The 17703-nt window shown below is 63.0% G+C and carries 19 protein-coding genes and 1 pseudogene; 10 read left to right on the top strand and 10 right to left on the bottom strand.

Features of this window, described 5'->3' with window-relative positions; all coding sequences use genetic code 11:
* Positions 1-282 precede the first annotated feature (282 nt).
* Together parC and DBIPINDM_RS39270 are read left to right on the top strand one after the other, a co-directional pair.
* Entirely contained in the window at positions 283-2535 is a 2253-nt protein-coding gene (parC, locus tag DBIPINDM_RS39275) for a DNA topoisomerase IV subunit A (RefSeq protein ID WP_258584392.1), read from the top strand.
* A gap of 276 nt (positions 2536-2811) precedes the next feature.
* Positions 2812-4026 (top strand): AI-2E family transporter, encoded by a 1215-nt coding sequence (locus tag DBIPINDM_RS39270; RefSeq protein ID WP_258584391.1) that lies wholly within the window; start codon positions 2812-2814, stop codon positions 4024-4026.
* 34 nt (positions 4027-4060) lie between these two features.
* Here the strand turns inward: DBIPINDM_RS39270 and DBIPINDM_RS39265 are convergent, their stop codons facing one another.
* The 3 genes from DBIPINDM_RS39265 to DBIPINDM_RS39255 form a co-directional block, all read right to left on the bottom strand.
* Positions 4061-4957, bottom strand: a complete 897-nt coding sequence (locus tag DBIPINDM_RS39265; RefSeq protein ID WP_258584390.1) for a DMT family transporter — start codon at positions 4955-4957, stop codon at positions 4061-4063.
* A 128-nt stretch (positions 4958-5085) separates the two neighbouring features.
* The gene (locus tag DBIPINDM_RS39260; RefSeq protein WP_010915563.1) at positions 5086-5850 is read right to left on the bottom strand and encodes an arginyltransferase; all 765 of its coding nucleotides are present in this window, start codon (positions 5848-5850) and stop codon (positions 5086-5088) included.
* 139 nt (positions 5851-5989) lie between these two features.
* Positions 5990-6460 carry an RDD family protein gene (locus DBIPINDM_RS39255; RefSeq protein ID WP_258584389.1) on the bottom strand — a complete coding sequence of 157 codons (471 nt, stop codon included), beginning with the start codon at positions 6458-6460 and terminating at the stop codon, positions 5990-5992.
* Between the two features lie 216 nt (positions 6461-6676).
* Here DBIPINDM_RS39255 and sthA point away from each other — a divergent pair, with 216 nt between their 5' ends.
* Positions 6677-8065, top strand: a complete 1389-nt coding sequence (gene sthA / locus DBIPINDM_RS39250) for a Si-specific NAD(P)(+) transhydrogenase (protein ID WP_258584388.1) — start codon at positions 6677-6679, stop codon at positions 8063-8065.
* A gap of 53 nt (positions 8066-8118) precedes the next feature.
* Here the strand turns inward: sthA and DBIPINDM_RS39245 are convergent.
* Positions 8119-8715 (bottom strand): annotated as a pseudogene (locus tag DBIPINDM_RS39245) (hypothetical protein); the annotation flags it as partial.
* 159 nt (positions 8716-8874) lie between these two features.
* Here DBIPINDM_RS39245 and DBIPINDM_RS39240 point away from each other — a divergent pair.
* Positions 8875-9516: a DUF47 domain-containing protein gene (locus tag DBIPINDM_RS39240; protein ID WP_258584387.1), complete on the top strand. Its 642-nt coding sequence runs from the start codon at positions 8875-8877 to the stop codon at positions 9514-9516.
* 3 nt (positions 9517-9519) lie between these two features.
* Entirely contained in the window at positions 9520-10518 is a 999-nt protein-coding gene (locus DBIPINDM_RS39235) for an inorganic phosphate transporter (protein ID WP_258584386.1), read from the top strand.
* Between the two features lie 4 nt (positions 10519-10522).
* Here DBIPINDM_RS39235 and DBIPINDM_RS39230 read toward each other — a convergent pair whose 3' ends face one another.
* Positions 10523-10789: a hypothetical protein gene (locus DBIPINDM_RS39230; protein WP_258584385.1), complete on the bottom strand. Its 267-nt coding sequence runs from the start codon at positions 10787-10789 to the stop codon at positions 10523-10525.
* 109 nt (positions 10790-10898) lie between these two features.
* Between DBIPINDM_RS39230 and DBIPINDM_RS39225 the strand changes: the two genes are divergently transcribed.
* Entirely contained in the window at positions 10899-11081 is a 183-nt protein-coding gene (locus DBIPINDM_RS39225; RefSeq protein ID WP_258584384.1) for a hypothetical protein, read from the top strand.
* A gap of 4 nt (positions 11082-11085) precedes the next feature.
* On the opposite strand, the gene DBIPINDM_RS39220 is transcribed toward DBIPINDM_RS39225, so the two are convergent.
* Together DBIPINDM_RS39220 and DBIPINDM_RS39215 are read right to left on the bottom strand one after the other, a co-directional pair.
* Complete coding sequence (locus DBIPINDM_RS39220) at positions 11086-11247, bottom strand: hypothetical protein (protein ID WP_258584383.1); 162 nt, start codon at positions 11245-11247, stop codon at positions 11086-11088.
* Entirely contained in the window at positions 11231-11899 is a 669-nt protein-coding gene (locus DBIPINDM_RS39215) for an alpha/beta hydrolase (RefSeq protein ID WP_258584382.1), read from the bottom strand. Before DBIPINDM_RS39215 ends, DBIPINDM_RS39220 begins: the two co-directional genes overlap by 17 nt.
* A gap of 201 nt (positions 11900-12100) precedes the next feature.
* Between DBIPINDM_RS39215 and DBIPINDM_RS39210 the strand changes: the two genes are divergently transcribed.
* Positions 12101-13279, top strand: a complete 1179-nt coding sequence (locus tag DBIPINDM_RS39210; RefSeq protein WP_258584381.1) for an OpgC family protein — start codon at positions 12101-12103, stop codon at positions 13277-13279.
* Positions 13280-13291: 12 nt separating this feature from the next.
* Here DBIPINDM_RS39210 and DBIPINDM_RS39205 read toward each other — a convergent pair whose 3' ends face one another.
* Positions 13292-14368: a LacI family DNA-binding transcriptional regulator gene (locus DBIPINDM_RS39205; RefSeq protein WP_258584380.1), complete on the bottom strand. Its 1077-nt coding sequence runs from the start codon at positions 14366-14368 to the stop codon at positions 13292-13294.
* 365 nt (positions 14369-14733) lie between these two features.
* Between DBIPINDM_RS39205 and DBIPINDM_RS39200 the strand changes: the two genes are divergently transcribed.
* Positions 14734-14883: a hypothetical protein gene (locus DBIPINDM_RS39200; RefSeq protein WP_258584379.1), complete on the top strand. Its 150-nt coding sequence runs from the start codon at positions 14734-14736 to the stop codon at positions 14881-14883.
* A gap of 12 nt (positions 14884-14895) precedes the next feature.
* Here DBIPINDM_RS39200 and DBIPINDM_RS39195 read toward each other — a convergent pair whose 3' ends face one another.
* Both DBIPINDM_RS39195 and DBIPINDM_RS39190 read right to left on the bottom strand, forming a co-directional pair.
* Positions 14896-15255, bottom strand: a complete 360-nt coding sequence (locus DBIPINDM_RS39195; protein ID WP_258584378.1) for a DUF423 domain-containing protein — start codon at positions 15253-15255, stop codon at positions 14896-14898.
* Positions 15256-15301: 46 nt separating this feature from the next.
* Positions 15302-16555 (bottom strand): multidrug efflux MFS transporter, encoded by a 1254-nt coding sequence (locus DBIPINDM_RS39190; protein ID WP_258584377.1) that lies wholly within the window; start codon positions 16553-16555, stop codon positions 15302-15304.
* Between the two features lie 117 nt (positions 16556-16672).
* On the opposite strand from DBIPINDM_RS39190, the gene DBIPINDM_RS39185 reads away from it, so the two are divergent.
* The gene (locus DBIPINDM_RS39185; protein WP_258589449.1) at positions 16673-17338 is read left to right on the top strand and encodes a GntR family transcriptional regulator; all 666 of its coding nucleotides are present in this window, start codon (positions 16673-16675) and stop codon (positions 17336-17338) included.
* 89 nt (positions 17339-17427) lie between these two features.
* The gene (locus DBIPINDM_RS39180; protein ID WP_027028494.1) at positions 17428-17688 is read left to right on the top strand and encodes a DUF982 domain-containing protein; all 261 of its coding nucleotides are present in this window, start codon (positions 17428-17430) and stop codon (positions 17686-17688) included.
* Positions 17689-17703: the final 15 nt, after the last annotated feature.

Raw genomic sequence — 17703 nt, 5'->3', positions numbered from 1 at the left:
TTCCGTGACGAACTGGACGGGAAAAAGGCGTGTCCCGGCACAATGGTCAAAAATCGCGGTGAAAGGCAAACCCGATCCGAACGCTATTGCAGAATGCAGTGAATTTGGCATGAAGGTCGGGCCGTAGAGCGTTACCGTGCTTCGCAATAGATGTGGCATGTAACAGACTGATGTTGGCCGGCAAGCTCGACCTTGCTGTTTCCTGTTGCAGAACAGCGCACAAGTCGTCCGGTCCGGTGCGCGCCTCTTGCCGCGAATCACCCGCTCGGCTAGTCCCAGCCTATGGGAAAAAGGCTTTTGCCGCCTCAAGATGGCGGTGGCGATCACATTGAACCGGTCGATCTGAAGAAGGCGCTGGAAGAGCGCTATCTCGCCTATGCGCTGTCGACCATCATGCACCGGGCGCTGCCCGACGTTCGCGACGGGCTGAAGCCGGTCCACCGCCGCATCATGCACGCCATGCGCCTGCTGCGCCTCAACCCTGATCAGGGTTTCGCCAAATGCGCCCGCATCGTCGGCGAGGTGATGGGCAAGTTCCATCCGCATGGCGACCAGTCGATCTATGACGCGCTGGTGCGGTTGGCGCAGGATTTTTCGATGCGCTATCCCCTGGTCGACGGGCAGGGCAATTTCGGCAACATCGACGGCGATAACGCCGCCGCCATGCGCTACACCGAAGCGCGCATGACCGATGTGGCGACCGAGCTGCTCGCCGGCATCACCGAGGACGCCGTCGACTACAGGCCGACCTACAATGAAGAGGACGAGGAGCCGGTCGTGCTCCCCGGCGCCTTCCCGAACCTTCTGGCCAACGGCTCGTCCGGCATCGCTGTCGGCATGGCGACATCGATCCCGCCGCACAATGCGGCCGAGCTCTGCGATGCGGCATTGCATCTGATCGAGCATCGGGATGCGCCGGTGGCGAAGCTGATGGATTTTGTCCAGGGCCCGGATTTCCCCACCGGCGGCATCATCGTCGACAGCCGCGCCTCCATCCTCGAAGCCTATGAGACCGGGCGCGGCGGTTTTCGCGTGCGGTCGAAGTGGATCCAGGAGGACCAGGGCAGGGGCACCTGGAGCATCGTCGTCACCGAAATCCCCTATGGCGTGCAGAAAGCACGGCTGATCGAGAAGATCGCCGAGCTGTTGATGGCGCGCAAGCTGCCGCTGCTCGAGGACATCAGGGACGAAAGTGCCGAGGACATCCGCGTCGTGCTGGTGCCGAAGAGCCGCTCCGTCGATCCCGGCATCCTGATGGAATCGCTGTTCAAGCTCACCGAGCTTGAAAGCCGCTTCCCACTCAACATGAATGTGCTGTCGCGCGGCAAGGTGCCCAACGTCCTGTCGCTGAAGGGCGTGCTGCAGGAATGGCTCGACCACCGCCGCGACGTCCTGATCCGCCGCTCGAAACACCGCCTGGGCGAGATCGAAAGACGGCTGGAAATCCTGGCCGGCTACCTGATCGCCTATCTCAACATCGACGAGGTGATCAAGATCATCCGCGAGGAGGATGAGCCCAAGCAGGTCATGATGGCCCGCTGGTCGCTTACCGACACCCAGGCCGAAGCCATCCTCAACATGCGCCTGCGCGCTCTGCGCAAGCTCGAAGAATTCGAGATCCGCAAGGAATTCGATGGCCTCACCACCGAGAAGAAGCAGATCGAGGCGCTGCTGGCATCCGATGCCAAGCAGTGGGCGACGATCAAGTGGGAAGTCACCAGCATCCGCGACAAGTTCGGCCCCGAGACCGAGCTCGGCAAGCGCCGCACCCAGTTCGCCGATGCGCCCGAGCACGACCTCACCGACATCGCCCACGCCATGATCGAGCGCGAGCCGGTCACCGTGGTGGTTTCGGAAAAAGGCTGGCTGCGGGCGATGAAGGGGCATCTGGCCGATCTCTCGACGCTGACCTTCAAGGAAGGCGACAGCCTGAAGCTCGCCTTCCATGCCCAGACCACCGACAAGGTGCTGGTCTTCACCACCGGCGGCAAGTTCTACACCATTGGCGCCGACCGGCTGCCCGGTGGGCGCGGCCATGGCGAGCCGATCCGCATCATCGTTGACATGGACAATGACCAGGACATCGTCACCGCCTTCGTCCACGATCCCAAGCGCAAGCTGCTGCTGGCCTCATATGATGCCAATGGCTTCATCGTGCCGGAGGAGGAAGTGGTCGCCAACACCCGCAAGGGCAAACAGGTGATGAACGTCAAGGCGCCGGACGAGGCCAAACGCTGCATCCCGGTCGGTGGCGATCACCTGGCCATCGTCGGCGAGAACCGGAAGATGCTGGTGTTCGCGCTCTCCGAAATTCCCGAGATGGGCCGCGGCAAGGGCGTGCGGCTGCAGAAATACAAGGATGGCGGCCTGCTCGATCTCAAGCCGTTCACCTTGGAGACGGGCCTGTCCTGGCAGGATTCGGCCGACCGCACCTTTACGAGATCGCGCGAGGAACTGGCCGAATGGATCGGCGCCCGGGCGTCGGCCGGCCGTATGGTGCCAAAGGGTTTCCCGAGGACGGGCAAGTTCGGGTGATGCTGCGATCTCCCCCCTCGTGGGGGAGATGGCCGGCAGGCCAGAGGGGGGCGCTGTCCCGCCAGCGTATCAAATAGTCATGGCTCCCTGCATCTGTCTCGGTTCTTGGTCGCAAAATACCAACGTCGGCGATCCTTCACGCCTCCCTCTGTCCTGCCGGACATCTCCCCCACGAGGGGGAGATTGGCAGCTTCATCCTCACCATTTGGAGTATCGTCACGATTGCTGCACTATATCAGTGCATAACGGGGAAGGGCGTTTGGGAGACACGGGCGTTTGAAGGAATCCAAGATCCAGAAACCGGAACGGCAGCAGCGCCTGTTCGGCCTGTCGACGCCGCTGCGGTCGGCTGTCATTCCGCCGCTGTCGGCGGCGCGCTGGCTGCTGGTGCTGATCGTCGCCGCTGGCGTCTATTTCTTCCACGGCTTCCTGTTCCCGGTACTGGCCGCGCTCGTCATCGCTTTCGCCAGCTGGCCGCTTTATCAGCGGCTGCTGGCCGGCGTCGGCGGCAACCGCACCATCGCCGCCACTCTGGCCATCCTGTTCATCCTTGCCTTCCTGGTGATACCGATCGCGCTTGCCGGAACCTACGCCATCAACGAGGTGCGCGAGTGGGTCGGCTGGGCGATCGAGACCAATCGGCATGGTGCGGTGACGCCGCACTGGATCGCGACCATGCCTGTCGTGGGCGACTGGCTCAACGAGCAATGGACGACCAATTTCGGTCATCCCGGCGGCATTGGTGAACTGATCCAACTGGTCAGCGGCGCCAATATCGGCAGCATCTATCGCGGCGCCTTGGCCGCCGGCGGCAGTGCCTTCGGGCTGCTGTTGACGCTGCTGTTCATGATGATCGCCCTGTTCTTCGCCTATCGCGATGGCGAGCATTTTGCCGGCCAGATCGACCGCCTCGGCGAGCGCATCCTGCCGACGAGATGGGAGCGGATTTCGCGCGTCGTGCCGGCGACCATTTCCTCGACGGTGACCGGCATGACTGTCATCGCCATCGGCGAGGGGTTGGTGCTGGGCATTGCCTACTGGCTGGCCGGCGTGCCGTCGCCAGTGACGCTCGGCGCCCTGACCGGCGTCATGGCGCTCATCCCCGGCGGCGCGCCTTTGTCCTTCACCCTTGTCTCGATCTACCTCGCGGCCAGCGGCTCGCCCATGACCGGTCTGGCGCTGTTCCTGTGGGGCGCGGTCGAGCTGTTCATCGTCGACAAGACGCTGCGCCCGAAGCTCGTCGGCGGACCGATAAAACTGCCATTCCTGCCGACCTTTTTCGGCCTGATCGGCGGCGTCAAGACCATGGGGTTTCTCGGCCTGTTCATCGGCCCGGTGCTGATGGCGCTGTTGGTCGCCATCTGGCGCGAGTGGCTGCGCGAGGTGGAACTGGTCGACGAGATGGCCGCCGACTCGGCGGTCGAAATCGAGGCCAGCCCACAGATCGAGATCCTGCCGGAACCTGGCGCGGCGAAGAAGGCCAGCGCCTGATTGCAGGCCGGCATCACCTGAATATCGACATGCCTTAAACCGGATGGTGCACCGCTAAGTCACCGCGGTGCTTGCGGCCGTCATGCAGCTGCCAGAGCGAATGGACGACCAAAGTGACGATCAGGATTCCGCCACCGATCAGGCTGTTGCGGGTTGGTGCCTCGGCAAAGATCATCCACACCCACACCGGCGCCAGCACGGTTTCGAGCAGGTAGAACATCGCCACTTCCGGCCCCGAAATGTATTTCGGCCCGGCGGCGAGGCAGAAGAACGAGATCGGCATGATGACGGCGCCGTTGAAGATGATCCACCAGGGCGCGTTGACGTGAAAGCCCTCGCCGGTGACCATGAAGGCTGCCAGGGCGAGCGGCAGAAGGACGCCGACGAGCGAGGTGAAGCCCATGTCCTTGCCGCTGGCGCGCGAGATGGTGATGGCCACCGCGATGAAGAAGGCCGAGCAAAGCGCCATGAAATCGCCGAACAGCTTGCCGGTGCCGACCGAGCCGCCGACGATGACCAGCACACCGAGGATCATGATCGACATGGCGATGATCGTCACCAGCTGCGGCCTTTCCTTCAGGAATAGCCAGGACAGCAAGCCCGCGAATACGGTGTTGAAGGCCAGGATGAACACCAGATCGGCGGTCGAGGTGTGATAGACGGCGGTGACGAAGGTGATCCCGGTCAGTCCATAGCAGATCGCCACAATCAGGCCTGACCAGCCGGGGATGAGCGGCGGTGCGTTCCGGCTGAGCGCGCGCCAGAGCGACCAGATGACCATGGCCGCGACGAACGTGGTGCCGGTGCGCAGCAGCATGATCGTCCATGCGCCACCGTCGGCGAGGCGGATCAACGGTATATCGACGGTCAGCGTCAGTCCGCCGATGGCGGTTATCAGAAGGCCCTTCTGGTGATCGTGATGGGAGGACATGCAGGAACCTTCGCAATGACATGCAGGCCGACGGCTGACCGGTGCAATGGCGCACTTTCTCCAGCCAACCGGCTGAAAGACCAGCATCCCCTGCCTTGAAACAGTTTAAGCGCGGATCGTGGAAAAACTCAGCGTGAAACCGCTTCGTTGGTGTAGCGCTCCCAGCCCTTGGGGCCGAGATGCTCCTGCGGCATGAAGCGCATCTTATAATTCATCTTGCGCGAGCCGTTGACCCAGTAGCCGAGGTAGACATGGGGCAGGCCCATCGCCCTGGCGCGGGCGATGTGGTCGAGGATCATGAACGTGCCGAGCGAACGCTCCTCGAATTCGGGATTAAAGTAGGAATAGACCATCGACAGCCCGTCGGCCATCTTGTCGGTGAGCGCCACCGCGATGAGCTCACCCTGACCCTTGCCGGTGATGAAAGTGTCGGGCCCGCGCCGCCGGTATTCGATCACCTTGGTGTCGACATGGGTGTCCTCGACCATCATGGCGTAGTCGAGCACCGTCATGTCGGACATGCCGCCGCGGCGGTGGCGGGCATCGAGATAGCTGCGGAACAGCGAATATTGTTCGGTCGAGGGCTCGGCATTGTGCATGGCGCCGACGAGGTCGGAATTGTGCTGCAGCACGCGCTTCATGTTGCGGCTGGCGGTGAATTCCTGGGCGAGGATGCGCACCGACACGCAGGCGCGGCACGTCTCGCAGGCCGGCCTGTAGGCAATGTTCTGCGAGCGCCGGAAGCCACCTTGCGTCAAGAGGTCGTTCATCTCCGACGCCTTGTCGCCGACCAGATGCGTGAACACCTTGCGCTCGAACTGGCCGTCGAGATAGGGGCACGGCGACGGCGCGGTCAGGAAGAACTGCGGCGACTGGGTCGGATGCTGCGTCATCTAAGTCTTGGAAACACTCCTTCGAGTCGCTCTACCTTTGGCGCGGAAAGCGAAAAATTCAACAGGATTGTGAAGGTACGCGCAAGCGGATGCCTTCACATTTGCGCCGACGACGCGGGAGCGCCCCCGAAAACCGCCTTTAACGGCCGCCGCGGCTGACCACCGTGCCGAGCAGAAGGTCGTGCAGCGTGCGCTTGCGGTCGGAGAACAAGGTCACCAGCAGGACCAGCGGCGACAGGATGACATTGCCGGCCCAGAACAGCACGGAATGGACGACCGCGGTCAGGCCGTCGATCGGCCGGCCGTCGAGCCGGTCGAGGCGGATGCCCATCACCTTCATGCCGGTGGTCGCCTGGTCAGCGCTGCCCAGCGTGTTCCAGATGTAGAGGATGGCGACGGCCGGCACGAGGGCGCCGAACAGCATCCAGCCAAGACCCAGGGTCAAAAGCCCGAGGAAGAACACCAGTATGGCGAAAGGAATGGTGAGCAGCGCGACGATGATATAGTCGAGCACGAAGGCCAGGATGCGCCTTGTGCGCACCCCTTCATAGGCCCTGACATCGTCAAGCCGGGTGTTGATGATTTCGCCGTCGAGAACGCGCGCGTTCATGTCATTTCCTCGTAACAAGGCCCGACATAGGGTGCGGACCGCTCGATGATGAAATGGTGAAGGCCTGTGTCGGAATCAAGGTCGGCGCTTTCCAGAGTTCAGGGATCGAGCGACGCAGGACACAATCCGAATCGGTTGAATTTGCCGCGCGGATGGCATTAGCTTGTTGCGGCGCAACAAAAGCACTCTGAAGCAGAGGCGAGGGGACGGGGAAATATGGACTACGACATGCTGGTCATCGGCAGCGGCCCTTCTGGCCGCCGCGCCGCGGTGCAGTCGGCCAAGCTCGGCAAGTCGGTGCTGGTGGTCGACCGCGGCCGGCGTCTTGGCGGCGTCTCCGTGCACACCGGCACCATTCCCTCGAAGACGCTGCGCGAAACCGTGCTCAATCTCTCCGGGTGGCGCGAGCGCGGTTTTTACGGACGCGGCTATCGGGTCAAGCAGGATATTTCGGTCGGCGATCTGGTCGAGCGCCTGCACAAGACGCTCGATCACGAGGTTGAGGTGCTGCAGCACCAGTTCATGCGCAACACGGTCAAGAGCGCGCGTGCCTCGGTAAAATTTCTCGGCCCCAACAAGGTCAGCCTGACCACTGACACCGGCGACTACAGCGAGGTTGGCTTCGCTCATGCGCTGATCGCGGTTGGCACGAGGCCGCACCGACCGCGCGACGTGCCTTTCGACAAGACCCGTGTTTTCGACAGCGACGAGATGCTGGAACTCGGCCAGTTGCCGCGCACGCTGACGGTGATCGGCGGCGGCGTCATCGGCGTCGAATATGCGACGATCTTTTCCGCCCTCGACGTGCCGGTGACGCTGGTCGAGCCGCGCAACACCATCCTCGATTTCGTCGATCGCGAGATCGTCGACGATTTTATCCACCAGATGCGCGACCGCGGCATGACGATAAGGCTCGGCAGCGCGGTGAAGGAAATCCGCTCCAAGCCGGAAACGGCCGAGGTGGAACTGGCCGACGGCCGCACCATCCGTTCGGATGTCGTGCTCTACGCCGCCGGTCGCACCGGCAATGTCGGAACCTTGGGCCTCGACGTGGTCGGCATCGACGCCGACTCCAGGGGCCGCATCAAGGTCGACCCGCAGACCTTCCAGACCAGCGTGCCCAACATCTACGCCGCCGGCGACGTCATCGGCTTCCCGAGCCTCGCCTCGACCTCGATGGAGCAGGGCAGGGTGGCCGCCTGCCACGCCTTCGGCGTGCCGCTCCCGCCACCGCCGGAAACTTTCCCATATGGCATTTACGCCGTGCCGGAGATCTCCACTGTCGGCCAGTCCGAGGAACAGGTGCGTGAGAGTGGAGCCGCCTATGAAGTTGGCGTGGCACGCTTTCGCGAGACCTCGCGTGGACACATTATGGGCGTCAATACCGGCTTCCTGAAGCTGCTGTTCTCGATCGAAACGCGCCGCCTGCTCGGCGCGCATATCGTCGGCGAGGGCGCCACCGAGCTCATTCACATCGGCCAGGCGGTCATCAATCTCGGCGGCACGGTCGACTTCTTCGTCAACAACACCTTCAACTACCCGACGCTCGCCGAAGCCTACAAGATCGCCGGGCTCGATGCCTGGAACAGGATGGGACGGGGGTAGAGCTAGTTTTCTGTTCCGGCGCAGCTCCGGACGGAAAACCGTTTCATGCTTGCTTAACCGTCCATCTGGTCGAGCAGCGCCAGCATCACGTCGGCCGAAGGCATCGGCAGCACCGCTTCGATTTCCGCTGGTCGCACGCCGGCTATGGCATCGGCGTCCCCCGCCACGGTGCCGAGCGGTCCGCGGAACCCGTGCTTGGACCAGGCGAGTTGCTGCAGCTTCGGGCTGGTCAGCGCCTCCAGCAGCCTATCGACCGCCGGATCGATGACGATCAGCGGATGCGCGGAATACACAGTCGGTCTGGGGTAGAGGATTTCGGGCTTGGCGCCCATTCCGGCCTGCACCCTTTGCCAGCGCGCCGGATCGGCGAGCGCCCATTCGACCAGCTGGTTCTCGTAACCGACCACCATCGGCTCGGCGCCGAGGCCGCCGGCGATATATTGGTCGAACAGTTTTCCCGATGATGACGACTTCAGGCCCATGCTGCGGAAGATCGCCTTGGCTTGGTCGCCATGCTGGGCCAGCAGTTCCTGCGTCGCCACGTCGCCGCTCATCAGGCTGAGCACCAGGCCGGCGAACATGAATCCGGAATTGGAGCGGTTGGGGTCGGTGGAGACGATGCGCGCCCGGCCATAAAGCTCGCCGATGCCCCCCGTCGCGGCCCTTCCCGCGCAAGGTCGGGGAAATCGTGTTGCGTCTCAAGCCGCGTCGTCCGCATCCACATCTTTCAGCCGGCTTACTGTTTCCAGTGGCTCGCTGGGGCGTTATGTGAATGGATGGGGTCGTGGAAGCGCGACGGGAGGTTGGACATGCTGGGCTGGTTCCGCAAGCTGCTGCCGCGCGAAGATCGCTTCTTCGACCTGTTCGAACGGCATTCCCGCACCGTGGTCGGCGGCGCCGAGGCGCTGGAACAGCTTCTCCAGGGCAAGGACATCGATCGCTGGTGTCAGAAGATCATCGATCTCGAGGACGAGGCCGATCATATCACCGCCGAAGTCCTGTTAGCGGTGCGGCGTTCCTTCATCACGCCCTTCGATCGCGGCGACATTAAGGATCTGATCCAGTCGATGGATGATGCCATCGACATGATGCACAAGACCGTCAAGACAGTGAAGCTGTTCGAAACGAAGGAATTCGACCCGCTGATGCAGGAGATGGGCGGCGTCATCGTCGCCGCCGCCAAGTTGGTCGCCGAGGCGATCCCGCTGCTGAGCAAGGTCGGCACGCACACCGTGCGCCTCAACGCTATCGCCGAAGAGGTCATGCGCGTAGAAAGCCGGGCCGACGATTTGCACGAGCAAGGGCTGAAGGACTTATTCAAGCGGCATGGGCGCAGCGACCCGATGGCTTACCTGATCGGTAGCGAGATTTACGGTCAGCTGGAAAAGGTGGTCGACCGTTTCGAGGACGTCGCCAACGAGATCAGCGGCATCGTCATCGAGAATGTTTAGGTGATGGAAGCCACCATTGCCTTTCCCGTGCTGATCGGCCTTGTCGCCGTGGCGCTGTTCTTCGATTTTCTCAACGGCCTGCACGACGCCGCCAATTCCATCGCCACCATCGTCTCCACCCGTGTGCTGAGGCCGCAATATGCAGTGCTGTGGGCGGCCTTCTTCAACTTCATCGCCTTCATGTTCTTCGGTCTGCATGTCGCCGAGACCGTGGGGAAAGGCATCGTCGACGTCAGCATCGTCACGCCGGCGGTGATTTTCTCAGCCCTTGTCGGCGCCATTGTCTGGAACATCGTCACCTGGATTGCCGGCATTCCTTCGAGCAGCTCGCACGCGCTGATCGGCGGGCTGGTCGGCGCCGGCGTTGCAAAGGCGGGCATCGGTGCCATCGTCTGGTCGGGACTTGGCAAGACGGTCGCCGCGATCGTGCTGTCGCCGGCGACCGGTTTTGTCCTGGCGCTCGTGCTCATCCTGGTGGTTTCGTGGCTGTTCGTGCGCCAGACGCCGTTCGCCGTCGACAGCACTTTTCGCGTCCTGCAGTTCTTTTCCGCCTCGCTCTATTCGCTCGGGCATGGCGGCAACGATGCGCAGAAAACCATGGGCATCATCGCGGTGCTGCTCTATTCGCAAGGCATGCTTGGCGAGAAATTCTACGTGCCGCTTTGGGTCGTCCTCACCTGCCAGTCTGCACTGGCGCTGGGCACACTGTTCGGCGGCTGGCGTATCGTCCACACCATGGGGTCGAAGATCACCCGGCTGAACCCGATGCAGGGCTTTTGTGCCGAGACGGGTGGCGCGATCACTTTGTTTGCCGCCACCTGGCTTGGCGTTCCAGTGTCGACCACGCATACCATCACCGGCGCCATCATCGGCGTCGGTGCCGCCCGCCGCGTCTCGGCTGTGCGCTGGGGCATCGCCGGCAACATCGTCATCGCCTGGATCGTCACCTTGCCGGCGACGGCGGCGATTTCGGCCCTCACCTATTTTGTCACGCGCCGGTAGTGGGTCAGTTTGAAATTTGAAGCTTCACTGCGGCGTCTCGAATTTCATGCATGGCTTCGATAACCAAATCCAATTCGCCGACGTCCATCGGGCAATATTGGTAGTTGCCAGGTGAGATCAGAGCCAAGACCACATATGGCCCATCACGCTCCGTTTTAAGCCGAAGTGAGATTTTCACAGCACCAAGGCTGGCAATGTCAGTGTCAATCTGCTGTGCAACCCGACCAGTGGTAGCCCGCCGTATGCCGCGATAAAATCTCTTGAAGTCCATTTTGTGTCTATACGTTGCGCTTCTTATATTGCCGCGAGCGGTCGGTGATCCACTACCCGATCAGGAGCGGCCATTCAGCCAAGTATCGCAATGTGCTATGATTCGGCACATGGGAAAGAAAGCAAAGCAGAAGGCCAAGCAGGCGATTGATGCGCCGTTAGAGGACGGGCTTGAAGCGGAAGCCGCCTACTATGCCCGCAAGGTCGGCATCACTAGAGATGAAGCCGCCAAGATCATCCGGAAAGCCAACGCGCCGAAGCTGTCTATCGTCCGCAAGGAAAAGGCCAGATAGCCGCTTAGGCGGTCTTCTTTTTGTACGGGCCGCGCGCCACCGGCTTCTCGGTTTCCTTCGCTTCGCTCAGCGCCACGATGTCTGCGATCTCCCAAAGCTTGCCGGTGACGCCGCCGAGTGCTTTGAGGCCGTCGCCGCGCGCTGAGCGGTCAATCCGCCTGTGCAATGGCCATTGGGCCCGCCAGCCATTGCCTGACGATGGCGGCGTCCGGATCACCGATGTCATGGCCTGATGGGATGATCCGGGCGTCGATTTCGCTGCCGTGCCGGTCGAGCAGCGTCACCAGCGCCGGCGCGAAGGGTCCGTAGGTCTCGTCGGCGGCGCCGGCGATGATCAGCGTCCGTGTTCCCATGAGATCCGTCGCCGGCACGTGGTCAAGCACAGGCATCGGCCTCATTAGCGCCGCCCTGCGGATAATACCCGGATGAAGCAGCATCAGGCTGGAAACCAGATTGGCGCCGTTCGAATAGCCGAGAAAAGTTGCGCAGGTGAGATCAAGTCCATGGCGCTTGGCGGCCTGGTTGGCGAATGCCGCGAAGCCAGCCGTTTCGGCCAGGATGCTCTTCTGTTCGAAACGCGTCGGGGTTATCCGCTCGAACCAGCGAAAACCGTCCTCCTGGGGGATGCGGCCGCGCGCCGCGACCAGCACCGCGGCCGGCGCGATCCGCCTTGCCAGCGGCACCAGAGTGGTCTCGTCGACACCCGACCCATGCAGCAGGAACAGGCATTCACGGCTGTTGCCGCCAGCGCCCAGGAGACGATAGGGAAAGGCCAGATCCGTGAGCAGCGGGCCGGTTTCGACGCCGTCGCCGCTCATCCCGCATCCTCTTGATTATATGAGGTTCCGCTCAATTTGCCGGCTTCAAAACGCAATATTTTCGTGCTCCGCGAAAGTTGATTGAACCAGGCGCATTCCGGCCCGTTTCTGCGCCGATACACTCCGCGTGGGAGGAATCGAAGCGGTGCGCCGGGGGTCGCATTGCTGGACATGAACAACCAGCTTTGAGGCCTTTTGTCGATGACTACCCCTGTTTCGCCCGAACGCGATACGCGTATCGATGTACTGCGCGCATTGGCGCTGCTGACCATTTTCGTCGACCATGTGCCGGGCACCGCCTTCGAGACCCTCACTTACAAGAATTTCGGTTTCTCGGACGCGGCCGAGGCATTCGTGCTGATTTCCGGCATCTCGGTCGCGCTCGCCTACGGCATGAAGTTCCGGCCGGGTGGCCGGCTTCTGGCCACATTGAAGATGTGGCGGCGGGCAGGCATGCTCTACGTCGCCCATATCGTCACGACCATGGTGGTGATCGCCCTGTTCTGCACCGTCGCTGTGTTCACCAGGCGGCCGGAAATGCTGAAGCTGATCAACATCGAGCCATTGATGAGGAACACGCCGGAAGTGCTGGTCGGCATCGTCACGCTCGGCCATCAGCTCGGCTACAACAACATCCTGCCGGTCTATGCCGCGCTGCTTTTGATGGCACCGGCCTTCGTCCTGTTGATCAGCTACCGGCCTGTAGCGGCACTTGTCGTGTCCGGGGCGCTGTGGCTCATCGCCGGCATCTGGCAGATCGCCCCGCCCAACTATCCCGAGCCCGGCTTCTGGTTCCTGAACCCTCTGTCCTGGCAGTTCCTGTTCAACATCGGCCTGGCCGCCATGCTGCATGTCAGGCGCGGCGGTGCCATTCCGGTCAACCGCTGGCTGGTCGGCGCGGCCGCGGCCTATGTGCTGACGGCGCTGGTCTGGGTGCACAGCCCGCTCTGGGGGCAGATAACCTGGTTCAAGCTGCCTGTGGTGATCGGTGGCTTCGACAAGACCTTCCTGTCGCTGCCGCGTCTGCTGCATATCCTGGCGGTCAGCTACCTCATCGTCGCCTTGCCGGCGCTGTCGAACCTGTTCCGCACCAGTCCTGATCATCCTTTGGCGATACTGGGCAAGCGCTCGCTGCCGGTTTTCATCGCCGGCACGGTGATCGCCATGGTTGCGCAGGTGATGAAACTGATCAATCCGGGCGGGCTTGCCTATGACAGCCTGCTGCTGTCAGCCGGCATCGCCATGCAGTTCGCGCTCGCCTTCTATCTCGAATGGCTGTCGACCATCGGCGGCTCGGGCAAGGTCCGCACGACGCAAAGGGATGTCACGCCGGCCCGTGCGTCTTTCGGCGTCTCCGCGGTGGCAAGAGCCAATCGCTGAGGCGCGTGCGGTTCAGCCGCGCGGCGAAGCCGACGAGGCGCGCACGATCAGTTCGACCGGCAGTTGCTGGCGATTTGTCGTGCCGTCGTTTTCGAGGATCGCCTTGACGGCGAGACGGCCCATCTCGGCAATCGGCTGGGCGACGGTGGTCAATGGTGGCTCGGATACCGCCGTTTCCGGAACGCCATCGAACCCGACGATAGAGACGTCATTGGGGACGTTCAGCTTGCGCGCGCTCAGCCATTCGAGCGCCACCAGCGCCATTCTGTCCGACATAGCCAGTATCGCCGTCGGGGGGTGGGCAGAGCCGAAGATGGTCTCGAGGCCCGCCTTTGTGCTGGCCGCATCATTGGCGGTTTCGTAGACGGGCACACTGGATGTGTCGATGCCGGCCCGCGAAAGCTCCTTGAAATAGCCGGTGAGGCGGTCGCGCGTTCCCGCATACACCGCGGTCTGAACCTGCTCGGACGAAACAAGGCCCGTCCTGCCGTCGACAAAGGGCAACGCCAGCACGGCAAAGCGGCGGTGTCCAAGATCGGTGAGATGGCGCGCCGCCATGGCGGCACCAGCGACGTTGTCGATGCCGATCGCCGCGACCGCCCCATCCTCGGAGTCCAGATCGAGCGCCACGAAGGGCAGTTTGCGCTCACGCGCCAGTTCCACCAGGCGCGAACCGCCTTCGATGCAGAAGACGATAAAGCCGTCGACCAGGGCGCTCTGGATGTTCCAGGCGAGCTGTTCGTTGTTGGCGGCCGAGACCAGGGAGATACCGGCTCCCGTTGCGTCGCAGGCCTGCGAGATGCTCGCCATCATGACACGGGCGAAGGGATCGTCGAAGAAGTAGGAGAGGGGTTCGGCTGTGGCGACGCCAATGGCGTTGACCTTGCCGGCCCGCAACAGGCGACCCTTGGGATCCGGCCCGCCATAGCCCATCGCTTCGGCCGCCGCCTTGACCCGTTCGCGAACTTCCTCGCGCACGATCTCGGGGCGGCTGAAGACATTGGATGCGGTGCCGTGCGAAACCCCTGCCGCCTTGGCGATGTCGGCCAGCCGGACGGGTCTTTGATTGCCTGCGGTGAGTGACGCCATTGTGCGTGCCTCCTGACATGCATTTAGCACGTTCCCGATTTGCATCTAGCACTTTCGTTGGATCGATTCAAATTTCGCTTGACCGGAGATGGCCGGGGATTTATGTTTGAATCGATCCAAATTGGCAGATTTGTTCTGCTGAATGACAAAGGGGAGGTGCGCCATGCATCCCGTCAACTATCTGTTCGAAGACATCTACCGCAACGACTGGAGTATCGGGTCGACTACCAACAAGCCCAGGCGCCGGGGCAGGACCGGCCCATGGATTCGCGACCTTCGCTTGCTTGTGGAGCGTAAACGGATCTGATCGGCGCGGCTCTTTTGCGACTGTCGATTGGATCGATTCAATTCAAGGGAGAAAAACCATGCATCCCATCAAGCATCTGTTCGAGGACATCTATCGCAACTACTGGGGCATCGCGCCGGCCGCCGAGCGGCCGGAGGTGCGGCGCCTGACGAAGCCGGCCGCGCGCAATCGCGATCTCTGGGTCCGCACCGAACGCCCCCGGGATTGATCCTATTTGGCCTCAGGAGCGCGGGCGTACCAGGGCAGAGATTGCTATCCCCAGCCAGCCGGCGATGAGCAGGGTGCCCCCGATTGGCGCCGACATCGGAAACAGTCTCGATCCCAGGAAATCGCGGGCGAGAAGATCGCCCGCGAAAAGCAGGAGCCCGACAAGCAGGACGACGCTCGCGATCCGCAGGCAGCGATTCGCGCCAATGAGGCCGACAGCGAGGAAGACCGGCGCGTGCATCAACAGGAACGACGCGGCCGTGCCGGTGAAGGCGCCACCGAGGTGCGCCGCGGCCGCCGACAGCGCCACACCCGCCGCGCCGACAAGGCCGCCGGCAAGCACAAGGATACGGCTGGGTTCGGCGGAATTCATGTCGGCTAGCTCCTTGTTGCGTGAAACGGCGAACCGCCAAACCCTCTCAGGACTCACTCGCTTCCAGCGCCATATGCCGTGTCCGCCGCGACTGGACAATCCAGTTGTAGACGGCGCCGCCGGCCATCAGCACCGATGTGGCAAGAAACACCGCCCGCATGCCGAAGTGACCGCCGACGAAGCCGCCGGTCAATGGTCCCGCAACCTGCCCGACATACTGCGCCGAGATCGCCAGGCCAAGCACGTTGCCGCCGACGCCGTCCGGGATGTTGTGGCGGATGACGCTGGTGATGCAAGGCAGCAGGCCGCCGAGCGCCAGGCCCATCAGGAAACGCAGGCCGATCAGTTGCCAGCCATTGGTGACGAAGGCCTGCGGGATGAGCAGCAGGGCCGAGACGGCCAGGGCTCCGACGACGACGTTCCAATGGCCGACACGGTCGGCAAGCTTGCCCAGCCATGACGCCGACAGGATGGTGCCCAGCGCCGCCGCCGACATCACCACGCCGGCGACCATCGTCACCTGGCTCTGGTCCGCGATGAGCTGCTGCACATAGACGGTGATGATCGGCTCGATCGACATGGTGGCGAAGGCGAGCAGCATGCCGGTTGTCAGCATGGCCACGACCGGGCGCTTGTCGGGGATCTGCGACCAGCCGCTTTTCGGCTTTGCCGTCGACGCGGCTTTGGCCGGCTTCGGGCGCGGGGTCTCCTTGATGAGGAAGGTCGTTGCCAGGAAAGCCAGGAAGATGACGCCGCCGGACAACAGGAAGGTGGCGCGAATACCGATCACCGGCGGCAGCGCGCCGCCGAGCAAGGGGCCGACCAGCGAGCCTGCCGTGATCCCTGCCGACAGGACGCCAAGTGCCCAGCCCGAGCGGTCCTTGGGCGTCTGCATGGCCACCAGTATGGTCGACCCTGAGGAATAGCCGCCGGCAAAGCCGATCAGCAGGCGCAGCAGCACCAATTGCCAGACCGTCTCGACCATGCCCGTCAATGACATGCAGATCGCCATGCCGAAACTGGCGCGCACCAGCATCACCTTGCGGCCGTAGCGGTCGCCAAGCCGCCCCCATAACGGCGCGACCAAGGCTGCGGCGAAGAAGGTGGCGCCGTAGGCGATGCCGGACCACTGCACGATCGCCGCATGGCCCTGCGCGCCGAGCTGTTCGACATAGAGCGGCAGGAAAGGCAACAGCAGCGTCATGGCGATGAGCGTGCTGAACGAGCCCGCGAAACAGACGGCGAGATTGCGCCGCCAGTGGATGTTGTAGCCGCTCTGTTGCGTGTCTTCCTGTGCCATGTCCTGCCTGCCCGATATCAGCGCTTGTTGCGGATACCATTTTGGGATACCAAACCGGTATCCGTCATGAACTCCAACCCGGCTGCTGTCAATGCGGCTTCGGAGAAGGCCAGCGCGATGTCGCAGATGCAGAATGTCGAACGGCAGTTGCGCGAGATGATCCTCGGCCTCGAGATCGGTCCGGGTGAGAAACTGACCGAGCGCTGGATCGAAGCCCGCTTCGGCGCCTCGCGCACACCGGTCAGGGCGGCACTGCTGCGGCTGGAGACCGAGGGGCTGGTCAGCAGGGATGGCCGTGGCTGGACGGTGTCGCCCATCAACCTGGCCGAGCTCGAGCAGATTGCGGTCTATCGTGAAGCGGTCGAGGTCGCGGCTTTGCGGCTGACATGCGCGCGCGCTGACGGCAACGCCATCGACGTCATCGAGGCGATGCTCGATTCCTGCGACGAAAACACGCCGCGCGAGGAATGGCATCGTGTCGGCATGGATTTTCACATCGAACTGGCGCGCCTGTCGGGCAATGAATTCCTGTTCCGGGCGGTGCGCGATGCTATGACGCGGCTGTCGCGCGCCCGCTGGCTGGAGGTGCGTGATGAGGCTGCCCTTGGTCGCGCCTGGGCCGAACATCGCGCCATTCTGGCGGCAACGCGCCTTGGCGAGGCCGATGAAGCGGCGCGCCGGCTTTCAGCCCACATCGTCGGCAGCCGCGACCGGCTGGTGACGTCGCTCGCCAACGACCGACGCGGTCTTCGCGCCAGGGGATTTGCCGTCGTCGCCGCTTAGCGCTGTAAGGGCAGGGCAAAAGGGCAGCGGCCGGACACTAGGCGCACTTTCGGCCTCGCTTCACGGACGCCGATGGCGTAAGAGCGGCGATGGAAAACAACCGATTTGAAACACCCGTGACCGTCAAGTCCGTCACGGCGGGAAGCACCCAGCTCCTGCGCACGGCCCGCGAGGCTTCCGATTACCTGCTCAACAGCTGGCCCGGCAAGCGCAGTCCCAAGCATCGCGCAGCGCTGCAGGCCTGCCACGACGCGCTGGCCGGCGACAAGCCGGCCATGAACGCCCGGCGCGCCTTTATCGCCGCGGCGCGTGAAGTGGACGTTTTTGTCAGCGACAAGGCGCCCGCCTGACGCAGGGCGACAATC

It is taken from the genome of Mesorhizobium sp. AR02, from assembly GCF_024746835.1.
Taxonomy (GTDB): Bacteria; Pseudomonadota; Alphaproteobacteria; order Rhizobiales; family Rhizobiaceae; genus Mesorhizobium.
The sequence above is the reverse complement of the archived record's forward strand: the minus strand, read 5'-3'. Positions and strand labels throughout refer to the sequence as shown.

What these genes read in the sequence shown, in the direction of transcription:
- parC (WP_258584392.1), top strand. Translation starts at nt 283, where the DNA reads ATGGGAAAAAGGCTTTTGCCGCCTCAAGATGGCGGTGGCGATCACATT.
- DBIPINDM_RS39265 (WP_258584390.1), bottom strand. Translation starts at nt 4,957, where the DNA reads ATGTCCTCCCATCACGATCACCAGAAGGGCCTTCTGATAACCGCCATC.
- DBIPINDM_RS39260 (WP_010915563.1), bottom strand. Translation starts at nt 5,850, where the DNA reads ATGACGCAGCATCCGACCCAGTCGCCGCAGTTCTTCCTGACCGCGCCG.
- DBIPINDM_RS39255 (WP_258584389.1), bottom strand. Translation starts at nt 6,460, where the DNA reads ATGAACGCGCGCGTTCTCGACGGCGAAATCATCAACACCCGGCTTGAC.
- sthA (WP_258584388.1), top strand. Translation starts at nt 6,677, where the DNA reads ATGGACTACGACATGCTGGTCATCGGCAGCGGCCCTTCTGGCCGCCGC.
- DBIPINDM_RS39240 (WP_258584387.1), top strand. Translation starts at nt 8,875, where the DNA reads ATGCTGGGCTGGTTCCGCAAGCTGCTGCCGCGCGAAGATCGCTTCTTC.
- DBIPINDM_RS39235 (WP_258584386.1), top strand. Translation starts at nt 9,520, where the DNA reads ATGGAAGCCACCATTGCCTTTCCCGTGCTGATCGGCCTTGTCGCCGTG.
- DBIPINDM_RS39230 (WP_258584385.1), bottom strand. Translation starts at nt 10,789, where the DNA reads ATGGACTTCAAGAGATTTTATCGCGGCATACGGCGGGCTACCACTGGT.
- DBIPINDM_RS39225 (WP_258584384.1), top strand. Translation starts at nt 10,899, where the DNA reads ATGGGAAAGAAAGCAAAGCAGAAGGCCAAGCAGGCGATTGATGCGCCG.
- DBIPINDM_RS39215 (WP_258584382.1), bottom strand. Translation starts at nt 11,899, where the DNA reads ATGAGCGGCGACGGCGTCGAAACCGGCCCGCTGCTCACGGATCTGGCC.
- DBIPINDM_RS39210 (WP_258584381.1), top strand. Translation starts at nt 12,101, where the DNA reads ATGACTACCCCTGTTTCGCCCGAACGCGATACGCGTATCGATGTACTG.
- DBIPINDM_RS39205 (WP_258584380.1), bottom strand. Translation starts at nt 14,368, where the DNA reads ATGGCGTCACTCACCGCAGGCAATCAAAGACCCGTCCGGCTGGCCGAC.
- DBIPINDM_RS39200 (WP_258584379.1), top strand. Translation starts at nt 14,734, where the DNA reads ATGCATCCCATCAAGCATCTGTTCGAGGACATCTATCGCAACTACTGG.
- DBIPINDM_RS39195 (WP_258584378.1), bottom strand. Translation starts at nt 15,255, where the DNA reads ATGAATTCCGCCGAACCCAGCCGTATCCTTGTGCTTGCCGGCGGCCTT.
- DBIPINDM_RS39190 (WP_258584377.1), bottom strand. Translation starts at nt 16,555, where the DNA reads ATGGCACAGGAAGACACGCAACAGAGCGGCTACAACATCCACTGGCGG.
- DBIPINDM_RS39185 (WP_258589449.1), top strand. Translation starts at nt 16,673, where the DNA reads ATGTCGCAGATGCAGAATGTCGAACGGCAGTTGCGCGAGATGATCCTC.
- DBIPINDM_RS39180 (WP_027028494.1), top strand. Translation starts at nt 17,428, where the DNA reads ATGGAAAACAACCGATTTGAAACACCCGTGACCGTCAAGTCCGTCACG.